General features: G+C 73.2%; 13 protein-coding genes. 6 read left to right on the top strand and 7 right to left on the bottom strand.

Annotated features, from left to right (window positions below; genetic code table 11):
* Window positions 1–4: 4 nt before the first annotated feature.
* Genes LEL83_RS05630 through aztB form a run of 3 tightly spaced genes read right to left on the bottom strand, consistent with a single transcriptional unit; the run spans window position 5 to window position 2,990 of the window.
* Window positions 5–910, bottom strand: coding sequence for a metal ABC transporter solute-binding protein, Zn/Mn family (locus LEL83_RS05630; RefSeq protein WP_372454441.1), 906 nt, complete (start codon window positions 908–910; stop codon window positions 5–7).
* The gene (locus LEL83_RS05625; RefSeq protein WP_225558070.1) at window positions 907–2,100 is read right to left on the bottom strand and encodes an ABC transporter; all 1,194 of its coding nucleotides are present in this window, start codon (window positions 2,098–2,100) and stop codon (window positions 907–909) included. The genes LEL83_RS05630 and LEL83_RS05625 overlap by 4 nt, the downstream gene beginning before the upstream one ends.
* Complete coding sequence (gene aztB / locus LEL83_RS05620) at window positions 2,097–2,990, bottom strand: zinc ABC transporter permease AztB (RefSeq protein WP_225558069.1); 894 nt, start codon at window positions 2,988–2,990, stop codon at window positions 2,097–2,099. Before aztB ends, LEL83_RS05625 begins: the two co-directional genes overlap by 4 nt.
* Window positions 2,991–3,040: 50 nt before the next feature.
* On the opposite strand from aztB, the gene LEL83_RS05615 reads away from it, so the two are divergent.
* Window positions 3,041–3,676: an ATP-binding cassette domain-containing protein gene (locus LEL83_RS05615; protein WP_225558068.1), complete on the top strand. Its 636-nt coding sequence runs from the start codon at window positions 3,041–3,043 to the stop codon at window positions 3,674–3,676.
* Between the two features lie 18 nt (window positions 3,677–3,694).
* Here the strand turns inward: LEL83_RS05615 and LEL83_RS05610 are convergent, their stop codons facing one another.
* From LEL83_RS05610 to LEL83_RS05600, 3 genes are read right to left on the bottom strand one after another with little or no spacing between them, the layout of a single operon-like run.
* On the bottom strand, window positions 3,695–4,432 hold the full coding sequence (locus LEL83_RS05610) for a copper homeostasis protein CutC (protein ID WP_225558067.1): 738 nt from the start codon (window positions 4,430–4,432) through the stop codon (window positions 3,695–3,697).
* Window positions 4,429–5,952: a M81 family metallopeptidase gene (locus LEL83_RS05605; protein WP_225558066.1), complete on the bottom strand. Its 1,524-nt coding sequence runs from the start codon at window positions 5,950–5,952 to the stop codon at window positions 4,429–4,431. Before LEL83_RS05605 ends, LEL83_RS05610 begins: the two co-directional genes overlap by 4 nt.
* Entirely contained in the window at window positions 5,945–7,129 is a 1,185-nt protein-coding gene (locus LEL83_RS05600) for an ROK family protein (RefSeq protein WP_225558065.1), read from the bottom strand. The genes LEL83_RS05605 and LEL83_RS05600 overlap by 8 nt, the downstream gene beginning before the upstream one ends.
* 227 nt (window positions 7,130–7,356) lie before the next feature.
* Here LEL83_RS05600 and LEL83_RS05595 point away from each other — a divergent pair, with 227 nt between their 5' ends.
* From LEL83_RS05595 to LEL83_RS05575, 5 genes are all read left to right on the top strand, one after another.
* Window positions 7,357–9,150 (top strand): peptide ABC transporter substrate-binding protein, encoded by a 1,794-nt coding sequence (locus LEL83_RS05595; protein ID WP_225558064.1) that lies wholly within the window; start codon window positions 7,357–7,359, stop codon window positions 9,148–9,150.
* 90 nt (window positions 9,151–9,240) lie between these two features.
* A complete protein-coding gene (locus tag LEL83_RS05590) occupies window positions 9,241–10,200 on the top strand; it encodes an ABC transporter permease (protein ID WP_198657380.1) in 960 nt (319 codons plus the stop codon).
* Complete coding sequence (locus tag LEL83_RS05585; RefSeq protein WP_198657381.1) at window positions 10,197–11,090, top strand: ABC transporter permease; 894 nt, start codon at window positions 10,197–10,199, stop codon at window positions 11,088–11,090. The genes LEL83_RS05590 and LEL83_RS05585 overlap by 4 nt, the downstream gene beginning before the upstream one ends.
* On the top strand, window positions 11,090–12,832 hold the full coding sequence (locus tag LEL83_RS05580; protein WP_225558063.1) for a dipeptide ABC transporter ATP-binding protein: 1,743 nt from the start codon (window positions 11,090–11,092) through the stop codon (window positions 12,830–12,832). The genes LEL83_RS05585 and LEL83_RS05580 overlap by 1 nt, the downstream gene beginning before the upstream one ends.
* Window positions 12,829–13,752, top strand: coding sequence for an ROK family protein (locus LEL83_RS05575; RefSeq protein WP_225558062.1), 924 nt, complete (start codon window positions 12,829–12,831; stop codon window positions 13,750–13,752). The genes LEL83_RS05580 and LEL83_RS05575 overlap by 4 nt, the downstream gene beginning before the upstream one ends.
* 90 nt (window positions 13,753–13,842) lie before the next feature.
* Here the strand turns inward: LEL83_RS05575 and LEL83_RS05570 are convergent, their stop codons facing one another.
* Window positions 13,843–14,559, bottom strand: coding sequence for a type 1 periplasmic-binding domain-containing protein (locus LEL83_RS05570; protein WP_225558061.1), 717 nt, complete (start codon window positions 14,557–14,559; stop codon window positions 13,843–13,845).
* Window positions 14,560–14,746: the final 187 nt, after the last annotated feature.

The raw sequence follows: 14,746 nt of genomic DNA, 5'->3' as shown, positions 1-14,746 counted from the left end.
ATTCTCATTTACCAGTCGACAGGCCGTCGACGATCGCCTGCGTGTTCGAGCGCATCATGCCGAGGTAGGTCGACGCGTCGCCGTCCTCGGTCAGCGACTCGGTGGCCAGGGGGCGGATCTCGACGTGCACGTCGACCTCCTCGGCCAGGACCTCGGCCAGTCGCGCGGGCTGTGAGGCGTCCGCGAAGATCGTCGGCACGCCCGCTTCGTCGATCGCGTCCGCCAGGTCCCGCAGGTCCGCTGCACTCGGCGAGGCCAGGGTCGTGCCGCTCGGGATCACCGCGCCGACGACCCGGAAGCCGTACCGGTCGGCCAGGTACCCGAACACGTGGTGGTTCGTCACGAGGGCCCGCCGGTCCTCGGGCACCGTGGCCATCGCGGTCGTCATCTCGTCGTCCAGGTCCTGCAGCTCCGCCAGGTAGGCATCGGTGCCGGCGGGCTCGATGCCGACCTCGCGCAGGTCCGCGTCGAGCGCCTCGACGACGTCGGCCATGCGTCCCGGGTCGGTCCAGAAGTGCGGGTCCGGCCCGCTGTCGTCCTCGGTGGTCCACTCCAGTGCGTCGACGGCGTCACCGGCGGTGGTCACGGGCACACCGTCCTCCGCCGCGGCCTGGACGTGCCGGGCGACGCCCTCCTCGAGCCCGAGGCCGTTCTCGACCACCAGGTCGGCGCTCCGGAGTCGTGCTGCCTGCTGCGCCGACACCTCGAACGAGTGCGGGTCGGCCCCGGGCGGCATGAGGACCATGACGTCGGCCTGGTCCCCGACCACCTCGGTGACGACGTCGCCCAGGATGTTCGTGGTCACGGCGACGAGGGGGCGGTCCGAGCCGGCGGGGGTGCACCCGGCGGTGGTCACGGTGAGCGTCGCGGTGACGACCACTGCGGTCAGCAGTCGCGTCGTCGCCCTCACAGCCCGACCTCCGCGAACGCAGCGGGTGCGACCGGCAGGTCGATGGTGCGGGCGACGCGGGCGTCGTCGGCGAAGTCGATCTCGTGCACCGTGCCGCTGGCGGGGTCGGCCAGGTAGGCCCGCTGGGCGTCGAGCTGCAGCAACGGTGCGGCGTCGGCGTCGATGAGGGGCTCCGTCGAGGCGGCCGTGCCGTCGTCCGGCGTCACGACGACCACCCGGCCGTCGGCGTCGACCCCGACCACGTGCTCGTCCTCGTCGTCCACGGCGACCACGGCGCGCAGGGGCCGCTCGGTCGGCACGTGCCGCCACGAGCCCTCGCGCACGTCGAGCAGCCAGAAGCCGGTGTCGCCGGCCAGCCCGGCGACCGTCGGACGCCCGGAACGGGCAGCGAAGGCCGTCGGGCGCTCGGCGTCGTCCGGCAGGTCCACGAACGACGTCGCACCGGCGTCGTCGACGACGACCGCGCCGTCGGCGCAGCCCACCACCGCACCCGCGCGGGTGACGATCCCGCCGGCCGGGTCGGTGCAGGCCTGCGCGTCGGCCGACGCGGTGCCGGACGGGTCGCCGTCCGCGTCGAGCACCCGGACGGTGTCACCCTGGGCGGCGACGAGCTGCTCGCCCACCGGCAGCAGGACCGTGGCGTCGACCCGCGCGGTCTCGTCGACCTCGCCCTGGCCCAGGGCCTCGCGGTCGAGCACCACGGCCTCGCCGCGGTCCGGCCACGTCAGGGTCGTCATGGTCTCGGACGAGTGCACCTCGACCGGGCCGCCGCGGTCGATCGTGCCGACGACGCGGGGGTCCGCCGCGTAGTAGTGGGTGTGGTCGCCGTGGTCGACCGTCCACGAGCCGCCGTCGACGATCGTCGTGCGGTCGCCGTCGCTCGTCACGAGGAACCGGCCGTCGGTGGCGGAGTGCTCGGGGGCGTCCACCCCGTCGAGCTCGGTGGACTCCTCGGTGAGCAGGTCGTGCAGCGCCGTCTCGCCGGTCGCCGACACGGCCAGGAGGCGCACCTGCGGTTCCTGGGACTCGGTCGCCCCCGCCACGTAGCCGTGGGGGCGGGCGCTCGCGGTCCCGTCGTCGGCCGACGGGGTGCCCGTGGAACAGGCGGTCACGGTGAGGGCCAGGCCGGTGGCCAGGCCGATGGTGGACAGGATGCGCGCGGGTGCGCGGCGGGTGGTCGAGTGCGTCATGCTCCCTCTCGGTACGGTGCGGCGGATCGTGGTGCTGCCGGCGCGGCCGCGCGCGCCGGTGCCGGGGTCGGGGTGCGTCGCAGGACGACGGCGGCGGCGGCCCGCGAGACGACGACGCCGCCGACCGCCACCGCGGCGATGCTCGCGCCGGCGGCGGTGCCGGCGTGCCACGAGACGAGCAGGCCGACGAGGACGGCGGTGGTGCCGATGGCGGCGCCGAGCAGCATCGTCGAGGCCACGTGCCGGGTCCACGCGCGTGCGGCTGCGGCGGGCGCGAGCAGCAGGCCGACGACGAGCAGGGTGCCGACGGCCCGGTACGAGGCGACGACCGCCAGGGTCACGAGGCCGATGAGCACGACCTCGGCCACCCGTGGGTGCAGCCCGAGCGTGGTGGCCTTGCGGACGTCGAAGGCCAGGGCGGTGAACGGCCGGTGGAACGCGACCGCCACGGCGAGTGCCACGGCCACGGCGACCGCGAGCCCGCCCAGGTCGGCGCGGGTGACCGCCAGGACGTCGCCGAACAGGATCGCGGTGACGTCGGTGGCGAACGAGCGCGAGGACGACACGATGATCACCCCGAGGGCGAGCATGCCGACGAAGAGCAGGCCGATCGAGGTGTCGTAGGACAGCCGGGCGCGGCGGCGCAGTGCCCCGACGCCGAGGACCATGACGCCGGCGCTGACCGCGGCGCCGAGCACGGCCGGGATCCCGGTCAGGGTGGCGATCGCGACGCCGGGCAGCATGCCGTGCGACAGTGCCTCGCCCAGGAACGCCATGCCCCGGACGAGCACCCAGGTGCCGACCACGGCGCAGAGGACCGCGGCCAGGGCGCCACCGACGAGGGCGCGCACCATGAAGTCGACGGAGAACGGATCGGTCAGCCAGGTCACGGTCCGAGACGCTACATGAAAACGAGTATCGATACTGATAGCGTGCTCAGGTGCCTCCGACCGCTCCGACCGATCCCCGGACCGCCGTCCACCTGCACCGCGTGACCGCCGTGCGCGGTGACCGGACCGTCCTCGACGGCGTCGACGCGACCTTCGCGGCCGGGGTCGTGACCGCGCTCACGGGGCCGAACGGATCCGGCAAGTCCACGCTGCTCGACGTGGTGGCGCAGGTCGTGACGCCGACCGGCGGACGGGTGACGGGCCTCCCGGCGGACGGTGTCGCCTACGTGACCCAGTCCGTGCCGCCGACCACCCTGCCGCTCACCGTCCGCGCGGCCGTGACGATGGGGCGGTGGCGGCACCGCGCGTGGTGGCGACCACTCGGGCGCGGCGACCGGGCGCTCGTCGACGCACAACTGGAGCGGATGGCGATCGCGGACCTGGCGGACCGGCCGATCGAGGAGCTCTCCGGCGGCCAGCGGCAGCGCACGCTCGTGGCGCTCGGCCTGGCGCAGCGTGCGCGGGTGCTGCTCGTCGATGAGCCGACCGCCGGGGTGGACGCCGACTCCGCGGCGCTCGTGGTCGATGCGCTCGCCGCCGAGGCGGCAGACGGTGTCGTGGTCGTGCACGCGGCGCACGACCCGGTCGCGATCGCCGCGGCCGACCGCGTCGTCACGCTCGGCTGACCCGCGTCGGTGCTCGGGTCAGGCGTCGAGTGCGCGACGGGCGGCCGCGACGACCTCGGCATCCGTGACGAAGTGCGCGGACCCGTCGTCGCCGGCACCCATCGGCACACCGGCGTGTGCGCTGTCCGCGGCGGGACGCTTCGCCGACAGGTGCACGGCGGCGGCACCGGTGGCGACCAGGGCGCGGACGTCGGCGGGGGTGACGCCGGCTCCGGCCATCACCTGCACGGGACCGGCGGCCGCGACCATGCGCGCGATCGTGTCGGCGCCGGCGACCGCGGTGGGGGCACCGCCCGAGGTCAGGACCCGTGTGAAGCCGACCGCGGCGAGCGACCCGGCCGCCGCGACGGGGTCGGCGGCGTGGTCGATCGCCCGGTGCAGGGTGACCTCGGCGGTGGCACTGACGGAGCGGGCGGCCTCGACGAAGCGGCGGAGGGCGTCCTCGTCCAGGGTGCGGTCGGCACGCAGGGCCCCGACCACGACCCCGGCTGCCCCGGAGCGCAGCACCGTCCGGACCTCGCGCACCATCAGGTCGACCTCGTCGGGCGTGTGCACGAAGCCGCCCGGACGGCAGCGGACCAGCGCGTGCGCCGGGATCCCGGTCTCGTGGGTCGTCTCGACCAGGGCCTGGGACGGGGTGAGCCCGCCGAGCTCGAGACCGACGCAGAGCTCCACGCGGTCGGCGCCGCCGTCCCGCGCGGCGACGGCACCCGCCGGGGACGTCACGGCGATCTCGAGTGCGGCGGTGGTGCTCATGCAGGGTCTCCGAGCGGTTCGGTGGAGGCGGGGACGATGCGGGCGCTGAGGTCCGGCGCCGTCGGGAACACTCGATCGTAGGGGAACATCGGCCGCTCGATCCTGTGGTGCCCGAGGCGTAGCAGGTCCTGGTCGACGCCGCCCGGGGTGAGCGCGAGCATCCAGTCGGCGGCCATGTCGAACAGCTCCGGCTCGAGGTACCCGATCTTCACGACGACGACGTCGGCATCACGCGGTGCCAGGTCGAGGTCGGTGAAGTCGTGCTCGTGGTGGTACGGCTTGCGCAGCTCGGTCAGGATCGCGAAGACGCTGCCGACCTGCAGCACGACCTCGGTCACGGCGTCGCGGTCGCCGTGCCCGATCGCGTGCACCCGGCCGGTCATCGTGACGGGGCCCGCGTGCACGTGGTCGACCGACGCACCCGCGGTCACGGTCACCGTCGCACCGACACCGGCCTCCACCGCGGTGGCGACGGCGTCCGGTCCGGGCACGCTCGCGTAGATGACGGTCGGGCCGGACGGGTCCTGGAACTCCGGACGGGCGAGCACCTGCGTCAGGCCCCACGTCATGTCGCCCGAGCCGCCGGCCGTGGGGTTGTCGCCCGAGTCGGAGACGAAGTAGGGCTTCGCGGCGCCCGGGGCGAGCGCAGCGTCGAGGCACTCGTCGAACGTGCCGGTGGGGGCGACGAACACGAAGTCCTCGCGGACGTCCCAGAACGCCGCCGCGAGCCGCTCGGCACCGGCGGCGACGGCGGTCTCGTCCCACCCGGTGACCACGGTGACGGCCTGGTCGCGGGGCTGGTCGGCCCACGCGTACCCGACCCAGATCGCGGCGTCGAGCACGCCCTCGGTCGCCTCGACCTCCGGCACCTGCGCGTACAGCGACCTCGCCGGCTCGAGACGGGTCGAGGTCTGCTCGCCGGGCAGCAGGACGGGGATCGGGATCCAGGCCTTCACGGGCCGCTGCGCGCCGACGGGCCGGGTCGTGAGCACGTCGACGAGGTTCCGGACCGCGCGCTCCTTCGTCTCGAGGGCGTCCTCGTGCGGGGCCATCCGGTAGCAGGTGACGAGGTCGACCTGGTGGGCGAGCTCGCGCGTGACGTTGCCGTGCAGGTCCATCGACGCGGACACCACGACGTCCGGGCCGACGACCGCGCGGATGCGGTGCAGCAGGTCCGTCTCGGCGTCGTCGAGCCCCTCGACCACCATCGCGCCGTGGATGTCGTACCAGAGGCCGTCGACCGGGCCGAGTGCACGCAGGCGCTCCACGATCTCGTCGGCGAGTTCCTCGTACGACGCCCGGTGGACGATCCCGCCGGGCAGCGCGTGCCCGATGAGCGCACCCCGGAAGTCGGCGGCGTCGGCGTACGACGCCAGGAACGGGTACCGCGCCACGACCTCGTCGCCGCGGTCCGGGTGGAACGCCGCGGCGTGCGTGCGGGTCGGCGTGAACGTCGACGTCTCGATGGCCAGGCCGGCGATGGCGACGACCGGGCGGCGGTGGGTGCGGGTCTCAGACACGGACGCTCCTGTTCCTGGTGGTGGACTGCGGGATGGGGGTGGACAGCTGCTGGAGCGAGGCGGCGAGGCCCCGCTGCAGCGCGAACTGCCCGGCACCGACGAGCCCGGCGTCGGCACCGAGCGACACCGGCTCGATCGCCAGGTGCTGGGTCATCAGCGGGTGGCAGCTCTCGTACAGCTGGCTCCGCACGGCGGCGATGAACGGGTCGAGGGTGGACAGGATGCCGCCCAGGTAGACGGCGTCCGGGTTGAAGAAGTTGACGTTGGCGGCGAGCACCTCGCCCAGGTACCGGCCCGCCATCCGCACGGCACGGGTGGCCTCGGGGTGCGCGTCCGAGGCGAGCCGGACGACGTCGGCGGTCGAGGCGACGTCGACCCCCGTGTCCGACAGGATGCGCACCAGCGCGGCCCCGGACGCCACCGTCTCGAGGCACCCGGTGTTGCCGCACGAGCACGGGGTGTCCCCGGCGGCGTCGATGCGCACGTGCGTGATGTCCCCGGCCGATCCCGTCGAGCCGCGGTACAGCCGTCCGTCGATGACGATCCCGGCACCGATCGCCGATCCGGCCTTGATCGTGATGGTCTGGCGTCGACCGGGGTCCTGCACGGTCTGCTCGCCGGCGGCCATGCAGTTCGCGTCGTTGTCGACGATCGCGGGCAGCCCGAACCGCTCGCTCAGCCAGGCGGCGACGGGGAACCCGTTCCAGCCCGGCATCCGGCTCGGCAGGTCGACCACGCCGGCCTCGACGTCGACGGGCCCGGGCAGGCTCAGGCCGACCCCGCGCAGTCCCTCGCGACCGCGCTCGTCGGCGAGCCGCTCGAGCAGCGCGGCCAGGCGCTGGAGCCCCGCGGTCGGGCCGTCGGACAGGGCGAACGGGACGTTCGAGACGGACTCGAGCGCGCCTCCCGGCAGCACCACGCCGACCCGCGCGTGCCCGCCACCGACGTCGGCGGCGACCGCGTACTCGTCGACCCCGCCGATGCGGAGCACCTTGCGGGGGCGGCCGCCCGTCGACACGTCGGTGCCCTCCTCGGCGAGCAGGCCGTGGGCCAGCAGCTGCGCGACGACGTGCGACACCGTCGACGGGGCCGCGCCGAGCAGCGTGGCGATCTCGGTCCGGCTGGCCGCCTGTCCGGACGCGACGAGCTCCAGGACGCGGGCGCTGAGGTCGGCCACGACTTTCTCCAATACCGGCGGAACAGCGGCGGCACACCGGATGGTGGACCGTTCTGCGGCGAGCCTAGGCGGCGGATCGGAGCGCCGACCCTTTCGTCGGTTCGGCAGTAACGCAGTTTTTACATCGAGATGTTTGTTTTTCCAATCGCTTTGGTCCTTGACTGTCCCCGTGCCGCACGGCACCCGTGCTCCACCTCCCCGACGTCCATCGCACAAGGAGACACCGCATGTCCAAGCCCCGCCGCTGGGCGCTCCTCACCGGAGCCGCGATCGCCGTGAGCGCCCTGCTCGCCGGTTGTTCGGGTGGCGGTTCCGCCGCCACGAACGACACCGACGAGATCGACTACGCGCTCCCCGCCAACTTCACGCCGAACTGGATCCTGCCGATCGGCACCGCCGCGCACCTCAACACGAACAACGGCTCCATCGCCCAGTCGCTGTACGAGCCGCTCGTCGCGTACGACGGCTCCACCGGCAAGATCGCGTGGAACAAGGCCGGCTCCGTCGCCACCGACGCGCTGTTCGCCGACGACGGCAAGAGCGTCACCATGACGCTCGGCGACCGGCACTGGTCGGACGGTGAGGCGATCACGAGCCGCGATGTCGGCTTCTGGTTCAACCTGATCAAGGCGAACAAGGACCAGTGGGGCTCGTACTCCAAGGGCAAGGCGCCGGACAACTGGACGTCGTTCAAGGCGGTCGACGACACGCACTTCACCATCACCTTCGACAAGGCCTACAACTCGGACTGGATGCTCGCCAACCAGCTGAGCCACATCATCCCGCTGCCCCAGCACGCCTGGGACAAGACCAGCGCGACCGCGGAGGTGACCGACGCCGACGAGACCACCGCCGGCGCGAAGCAGGTGTGGAAGTACCTCAACACCGCCGCCGGGAAGATCTCCGACTACGCCACCGACGACCTGTGGAAGACGATCTCCGGCCCGTACGGCGTGAAGACCTTCACCACGGCCGGCAAGGTCACCCTGACCGCCAACGACAAGTACGACGGGGGCGAGGAGGCGTCGATCGGGACCGTCAACCTGCTGCCCTTCACCACGGCCGACGCCGAGGTGAACGCGGTCCGCTCGGGCGAGGTCGACTACGGGTACATCAACGCCACGGACATGGACCAGAAGGCGTCGTTCGAGGCGAAGGACTACACGGTGCAGCCGTGGACCGGTTGGGCGATCACGTACATGCCGTACAACTTCAACAACCCGGACATGGGCGCGGTCTTCAAGCAGCTCTACGCCCGCCAGGCCGTGCAGATGTCGATCGACCAGGAGTCGCTGTCGAAGGTCGTCTTCAACGGCACCGCGACCTCGACCTACGGACCGATCCCGCAGGCGCAGGAGTCCGACTACGTCTCCGACGTGCAGCAGGACAACCCGTACCCGTTCAGCACGTCGAAGGCCAAGGACCTGCTGACCAGCCACGGCTGGGAGGAGCAGGGCGGCACGATGGTGTGCACCGACCCGGGCACCTCGGACAGCCAGTGCGGCGAGGGTGTCGAGGAGGGCACGAAGTTCTCGATGCAGGTGCTGTCGCAGTCCGGCTCGACCGTGACCGACAACATGATGAGCGCGATCCAGTCCTCGCTCGCGAAGACCGGGATCGACTTCACCATCAAGACCGCACCGGTGTCGAGCGTGCTGTCGCAGACCCCGACGTGCACGTCCGACGAGGCCAGCTGCGACTGGGACCTGTCGTTCTTCGGCACCGCGGGCAGCTGGTACTTCCCGGCCTACCCGACCGGTGAGTCGCTGTTCCAGACCGGCGGCTCGGCGAACTTCGGCAGCTACTCGAACGAACAGGTCGACGCCCTGATCGACGCGACCACCACCTCGACCGACGCCACCGCCGTGCAGGACTACAGCGCCGCGCTCGCCGAGGACCTGCCGGTGATCTGGCTGCCGAGCCCCGACTACCAGATCTCGGTCGTCAAGAAGGGCCTGTCCGGGTTCGACCAGGACTCGCTCGCCAACTTCCACCCGGCCCAGTGGAAGTGGACCAAGTAGGACCGTGACCATCTCAGGAGGCGCGGTGCGGGTCCGCCCCGCACCGCGCCTCCGCCCCGGATCACGCAAGAACCGACCATCGGAAGCCGCATGACCACAGCTCTCTTCCTCACCAGGCGCGTCCTGCAGGCGCTCGCGGTGATCCTCATCGTCACGATCGTGGTGTTCTGCCTGCTGCACGCGCTGCCGGGCGGCCCCGCCCGCGGCGTGCTCGGCGTCTCCGCGACGCCCACGCAGATCGCCCAGTTCAACCAGGCCCAGGGCCTCGACCAGCCACTGCCCGTGCAGTACCTGCGGTTCCTCGGCCGGCTGCTCACCGGCGACCTCGGCACCTCGTACACGCTCAACGAGTCGGTCTCGCAGCTCATCGCCGAGCGCCTGCCGAAGACCCTCGTGCTCACCGGCATCTCCGCGGTGCTCGGCCTGGTCGTCGCGATCCCGGTCGGCATGCTGCAGGCCGCACGCCGCAACGGCGCGGTCGACTACGCCGCCACCGCCCTGGCCTTCGTCTTCTACTCGACGCCGGCGTTCTTCCTCGGACTCGTCCTGATCATCGTGTTCAGTCAACAGCTGCCGTGGCTGCCGTCGCAGGCACCGAGCGGCACCACCCTGACCGAGGTGTTCCAGGACCCGGCCGGACTCGTGCTGCCCGTGGTGACCGGGGCGCTCGCGATGATCGCGGTGTTCAGCCGGTACATGCGGGCGTCGACGCTCGAGAACCTGCAGGAGGACTACGTGCGCACGGCCCGCGCCGGGGGAGCGTCGACGACGACGATCCTGCGGCGGCACGTGTTCCGGAACTCGCTGACCCCGGTCGTCGCGATGCTCGGCTACTACCTGCCGGTGCTGTTCGGCGGTGCCCTGGTGACCGAGCAGCTGTTCAACTACCCCGGCATGGGGCTGCTGTTCTGGAACGCGGCGCAGTCGTCGGACTACCCGACCCTGCTCGGCTGCGTGCTCGTCATCTCCGTCGCGACGGTCGTCGGCACCCTGCTCGCCGATGTCGCGCAGTCCCTCATCGATCCCCGAGTGAAGGCAGGCCGCGCATGACCGCCGTCCAGATGGCCCCCGAAGCCCCGGGCACCCCCGTCACCGTCGCCGCCACCGGGTTCCGGCTCGCCGCACGCCGGTTCCGGAGCAACACCCTCGCCGTCATCGGCCTCGCCCTGATCGTCGTCATCGTGCTCTTCTGCTTCGTCGGCCCGCTCCTGTACCCGACCGACCAGACGCACACGATGCTCGAGCAGGCGAACCAGGAGCCGAGCGCCGCGCACTGGCTCGGCACCGACGCCGTCGGCCACGACGTCCTCGGCCGCCTGATGTATGGCGGCAAGGTCTCCCTCATGGTGGGCATCGCCGCCGGGGTCCTGGCGACCGTCGTCGGCACCCTCTGGGGCTCCGTCGCCGGGTACGTCGGCGGTTGGGTCGACGCCCTGATGATGCGCGTCGTCGACGCCGGCATCGCCATCCCCGCGCTGTTCATCCTGCTCGTCATCTCGGCGATCACGAACCCCGGGGTCGGCGGCCTCATCGTCATCCTCGGGTTCGTGTCGTGGCTCGTTCCGTCCCGCCTGATCCGCGCCGAGACCCTGACGCTCAAGAACCGCGACTACGTGCTCACCCTGCGCGCGATCGGCGGCTCGCACGCCCGCGCGATCGGCAAGCACCTGCTGCCGAACTCGGTGTCGACGATCGTCGTCGCCGCGACGTTCCAGGTCGCCGACGCGATCCTGCTCGTCGCCTACGTCTCGTACCTGGGGCTCGGTGTGCAGCCGCCCGCGACGGACTGGGGCGGCATGCTCTCGGCGGGACTCACCGCCGCCTACTCGGGACACTGGTGGCTGATCGTGCCACCGGGTCTGGCCGTGATCCTGGTGGTCTGCGCGTTCAACGCCGTGGGCGACGGGCTCCGGGACGCCTTCGACGTGAGGGGCCGCTGATGACCACCGAACCGATCCTCGCGACGACCGACCTCGGCGTCGCCTTCCGCACCGAGTCCGGCACCGTGGACGCCGTGCGCGGCGTGTCCCTGTCGGTCGCCCCCGGCGAGACCCTCGCCCTGGTCGGCGAGTCCGGCTCCGGCAAGTCGACCGTGGCGCTCGCCGCGATGGGGCTGCTGTCCGGCAACGCGACCGCCACCGGTAGCGCCGTCGTCGCCGGGCACCAGGTGATCGGGGCTCCAGAACCCGCACTCCGCGCACTGCGTGGCTCGACCGTCTCGATGGTGTTCCAGGAGCCCGCGACCGCGCTCGACCCGCTCACCCGGGTCGGTGCCCAGATCGCCGAGGTGATCCGGAACCACCGTGACGTGTCCGCGTCCACCGCCGCGGCCGAGGCCGTCGACCTGCTCCGCCGGGTCGGCATCCCCGACCCGGAGTCGCGCACCCGCTCCTTCCCGTTCCAGCTGTCCGGTGGGCAGCGGCAGCGCGTGGTCATCGCGATGGCGATCGCGAACGCGCCGAAGCTGCTCATCGCCGACGAGCCGACCACCGCCCTCGACGTCACCGTGCAGGCCGAGATCCTCGAGCTCCTGCGCGCGCTCGCCGTCGAGACCGGCACGGGGGTGCTGCTCGTCACGCACAACATGGGGGTCGTCGCGGACTTCGCCGACCGGGTGGCGGTGATGCTGCAGGGCGAGATCGTCGAGACCGGTGGCGTCGAGGACGTCCTGCTCCGTCCCGAGCACGAGTACACCAAGCGGCTGCTCGCCGCGGTGCCGCGGCTCGAGACGCCGGCGTCTCACGGACACGCCGCCGAACCCGCAGAACGCCTCCGGATCCGGGGGCGTGATGCGCAGACGCCGGCGTCTCCGGGGCTGGGTGTGTCCGACACGTCGGACGGGAGGCCCGGTGCGGCCCCGGTGGTCGACCTGCGGGACGTCTCGGTGACCTTCGGGCGCGGGGCGCGCGCCGTCCACGCGCTCGCGGGCATCGACATCGCGGTGCACGCCGGTGAGACCGTCGGTCTGGTCGGCGAGTCCGGCTCCGGCAAGTCGACCGCGGCCCGGGTGGCGCTCGGGCTCATCACGCCGACGTCCGGCACGGTGTCGCTGTTCGGGCAGGACCTGCGGACCGCACGGCGCCGCGACCGCCGGGCGCTCCGGTCCGGCATCGGTGTCGTGCTGCAGGATCCGGTGGCCTCCCTCGACGCCCGGATGTCGGTCGCCGAGTGCATCGCCGAGCCCCTCGCCGTGCACCGCCGCGGGATGTCGTCGGCCGACCGCCGCCGCCGGATCGACGAGGTGCTCGACGCCGTGCGGCTGCCGACGGCGCTGGCGTCCCGGGCCCCGCGCGAGCTCTCCGGCGGGCAGCGCCAGCGCGTCTCGCTCGCTCGGGCACTCGTGCTCGAGCCGCGGTTGCTCGTCGCCGACGAACCGACCTCGGCGCTCGACGTCAGCGTGCAGGAGACCGTGCTCGAGGTCCTCGGCGAGCTGCAGGACGACCTGGGCTTCGCGTGCCTGTTCGTCTCGCACGACCTGGCCGTCGTGCAGCACTTCGCCGAGCGCGTCGTGGTGATGCGCCAGGGGCGGGTCGAGGAGCAGGGCACCACGGGCACCACGCTGCTGCACCCCACCACCGACTACACCCGACGCCTGCTCGCCGCCGTGCCGGTGCCCGACCCCGTGCTGCAACGGCAGCGGCGGCAGGAGCGCCTGGCCTCGCTCGCGGCGGTGACCGCGTGACCCGGGTGCTCGCCGGGGTCGACGTCGGCGGCACGAACACCAAGGTCGTGCTGACCACCCCCGACCTCGACGTCGTCGACCGCGTCGACCTGCCGACGCCCGCCCACGCGGGCGGGGCGGCGATCGTGACGGCCGCACTCGGGGCGGTGACGGGCCTGCTCGACACGCACCGGGCCTCCCTGGCGGGTGTCGGAGTGGGCGCGGCCGGCGTGGTCGACCGGACCACGGGCACCGTCCTGGTGACGGGCAACTCGTTCACCGGCTGGGCCGGGTACGGCGTGACCCGGGCGGTCAGCGAGGCGCTCGACGTGCCCGCGACCCTGGACAACGACGTGAACGCGTTCCTGCTCGGCGAGATCGCCACCGGGGCCGTCGTGGGGGAGTCCGACGTGCTCGGCATGACCCTGGGCACCGGGGTCGGTGGGGCGCTCGTGCTCGGCGGGCAGCTGTTCGCCGGGCCGCGCGGTGCGGCCGGCGAGATCGGGCACGTGCCGGGCTTCGGCGACGCGGTGTGCACCTGCGGCCAGGTCGGCCACCTCGAGACCATCGCCGGCGCACGCGGGATCGCCGACCGGTACGCGGAGCGGGCCGGACGGATGCTGTCGGCACAGGACGTCGCCGCGGCCGCTCGCGGCGGGGACCCCGACGCGGCCGCCGTGTTCGCCACGGCGGGGTGGGGCCTGGCCCGTGCCGCGCTGCTCACCGCGGGGATCCTCGACGTCACCACCGTCGTGGTCGGTGGCGGGATCGCGCGGTCCTGGGACCTGCTCGAGCCGGCCGTCGCGGCCGCGATCGCGGCGGAGCCCCCGGTCAGTGGGGCGACGATCCGGCTCGCGCAGTCGACGCTCGGGTCCGACGCCGTGGCGCTCGGCGCGGCGGCGCAGGTGCGGGCACGCGTGCTCGAGGCGGAGCTGGCGTAGGTCACGGGCGTCCCGGCACGGCCGGCCCCGCTCGGCCGTCCCGCTCGGACGCGGGCGTGCTGCCGCGTGGCGCCCGGTGTGGGCGACGGGTCAGCGCACCCAGACCACGATGCCGCGCAGGTCGTGGAGCACCGCGGCCAGGCCGGCGCGGAGCGCACGGTCCGCGCGCTCCCGGGTGAAGGTGGCCGGGTCGTAGTGGCTCGACGGCCCGAGGCCCTCGCCACGGAAGCCGCCCCCGGTCCAGTCGGCGGCCGTGACGTTCGACGTCGGCTCGGCGATCTCGGCACCCACCACCAGGAACTGCTGGTGGAGCGCCGTCGGCGACACCGCCGCGAGCGGGTCGACCATGTGGTTGCCGACGCTGATCACCAGGTCGGGTCCGGCGTCGACCGCCCGGGTGACGGCCGCGATCCGGTCATCCGGGGTGGCCGCCGTGACCGACTCGACCGTGACGCCCTCGTCGTCGGCCCACGACTCGACGGCGTCGACCAGGGTGCGGGTCGGTGCGTCGTCGGCCGCGTCCCCGGCGTCCGACAGGAGCACGACGTCGTAGTCCGCCGGCGCGTGCACGCCGGACCACGAACCGGGCTCCGGGCGGATGGTGGCCTCGGGGGCGGGCGGCTGGTCCGGGTCGGAGAACCCGGCGCCGAGGGCACCCGCCGAGACGTGCGGCGAGGCCGTCGCGGTCGGTCCGGTCCCGGAGCCGCCCACCGACGCCGCGGAGCAGCCGGCCAGCAGGGTCGCGCCGGCTCCGACGAGTGCGACGGCGGTCAACAGGGCGGTCGTCCGGGCGGCGAGGCGGGTCACGGGGTCTCCTGGTGCGGGTGGGTGCGGCGCGAGCCGCGTGGATCGGGACCATGCAAGCACGCCCGACGCCCGGATCGGGCTCGTCGGGGGACCTGTCCGGCCCCCGTCCCGCTGCCGGTCACCGGCTGTTCACCTGCTGGTCGTCCGCGGGCCGGATCGTCTGCGCGTGACCTCCGGAACCACCGCT

It is taken from the genome of Curtobacterium oceanosedimentum, from assembly GCF_020297365.1.
In the GTDB taxonomy this organism is placed as follows: domain Bacteria; phylum Actinomycetota; class Actinomycetes; order Actinomycetales; family Microbacteriaceae; genus Curtobacterium.
This window is presented reverse-complemented; position numbering and strand designations above follow the sequence as displayed.

Bases quoted from the DNA above. Each gene is read 5' to 3' on its own strand.
- LEL83_RS05595 (WP_225558064.1), top strand. From the start codon at position 7,357: ATGTCCAAGCCCCGCCGCTGGGCGCTCCTCACCGGAGCCGCGATCGCC.
- LEL83_RS05610 (WP_225558067.1), bottom strand. From the start codon at position 4,432: ATGAGCACCACCGCCGCACTCGAGATCGCCGTGACGTCCCCGGCGGGT.
- LEL83_RS05625 (WP_225558070.1), bottom strand. From the start codon at position 2,100: ATGACGCACTCGACCACCCGCCGCGCACCCGCGCGCATCCTGTCCACC.
- LEL83_RS05580 (WP_225558063.1), top strand. From the start codon at position 11,090: ATGACCACCGAACCGATCCTCGCGACGACCGACCTCGGCGTCGCCTTC.
- LEL83_RS05590 (WP_198657380.1), top strand. From the start codon at position 9,241: ATGACCACAGCTCTCTTCCTCACCAGGCGCGTCCTGCAGGCGCTCGCG.
- LEL83_RS05585 (WP_198657381.1), top strand. From the start codon at position 10,197: ATGACCGCCGTCCAGATGGCCCCCGAAGCCCCGGGCACCCCCGTCACC.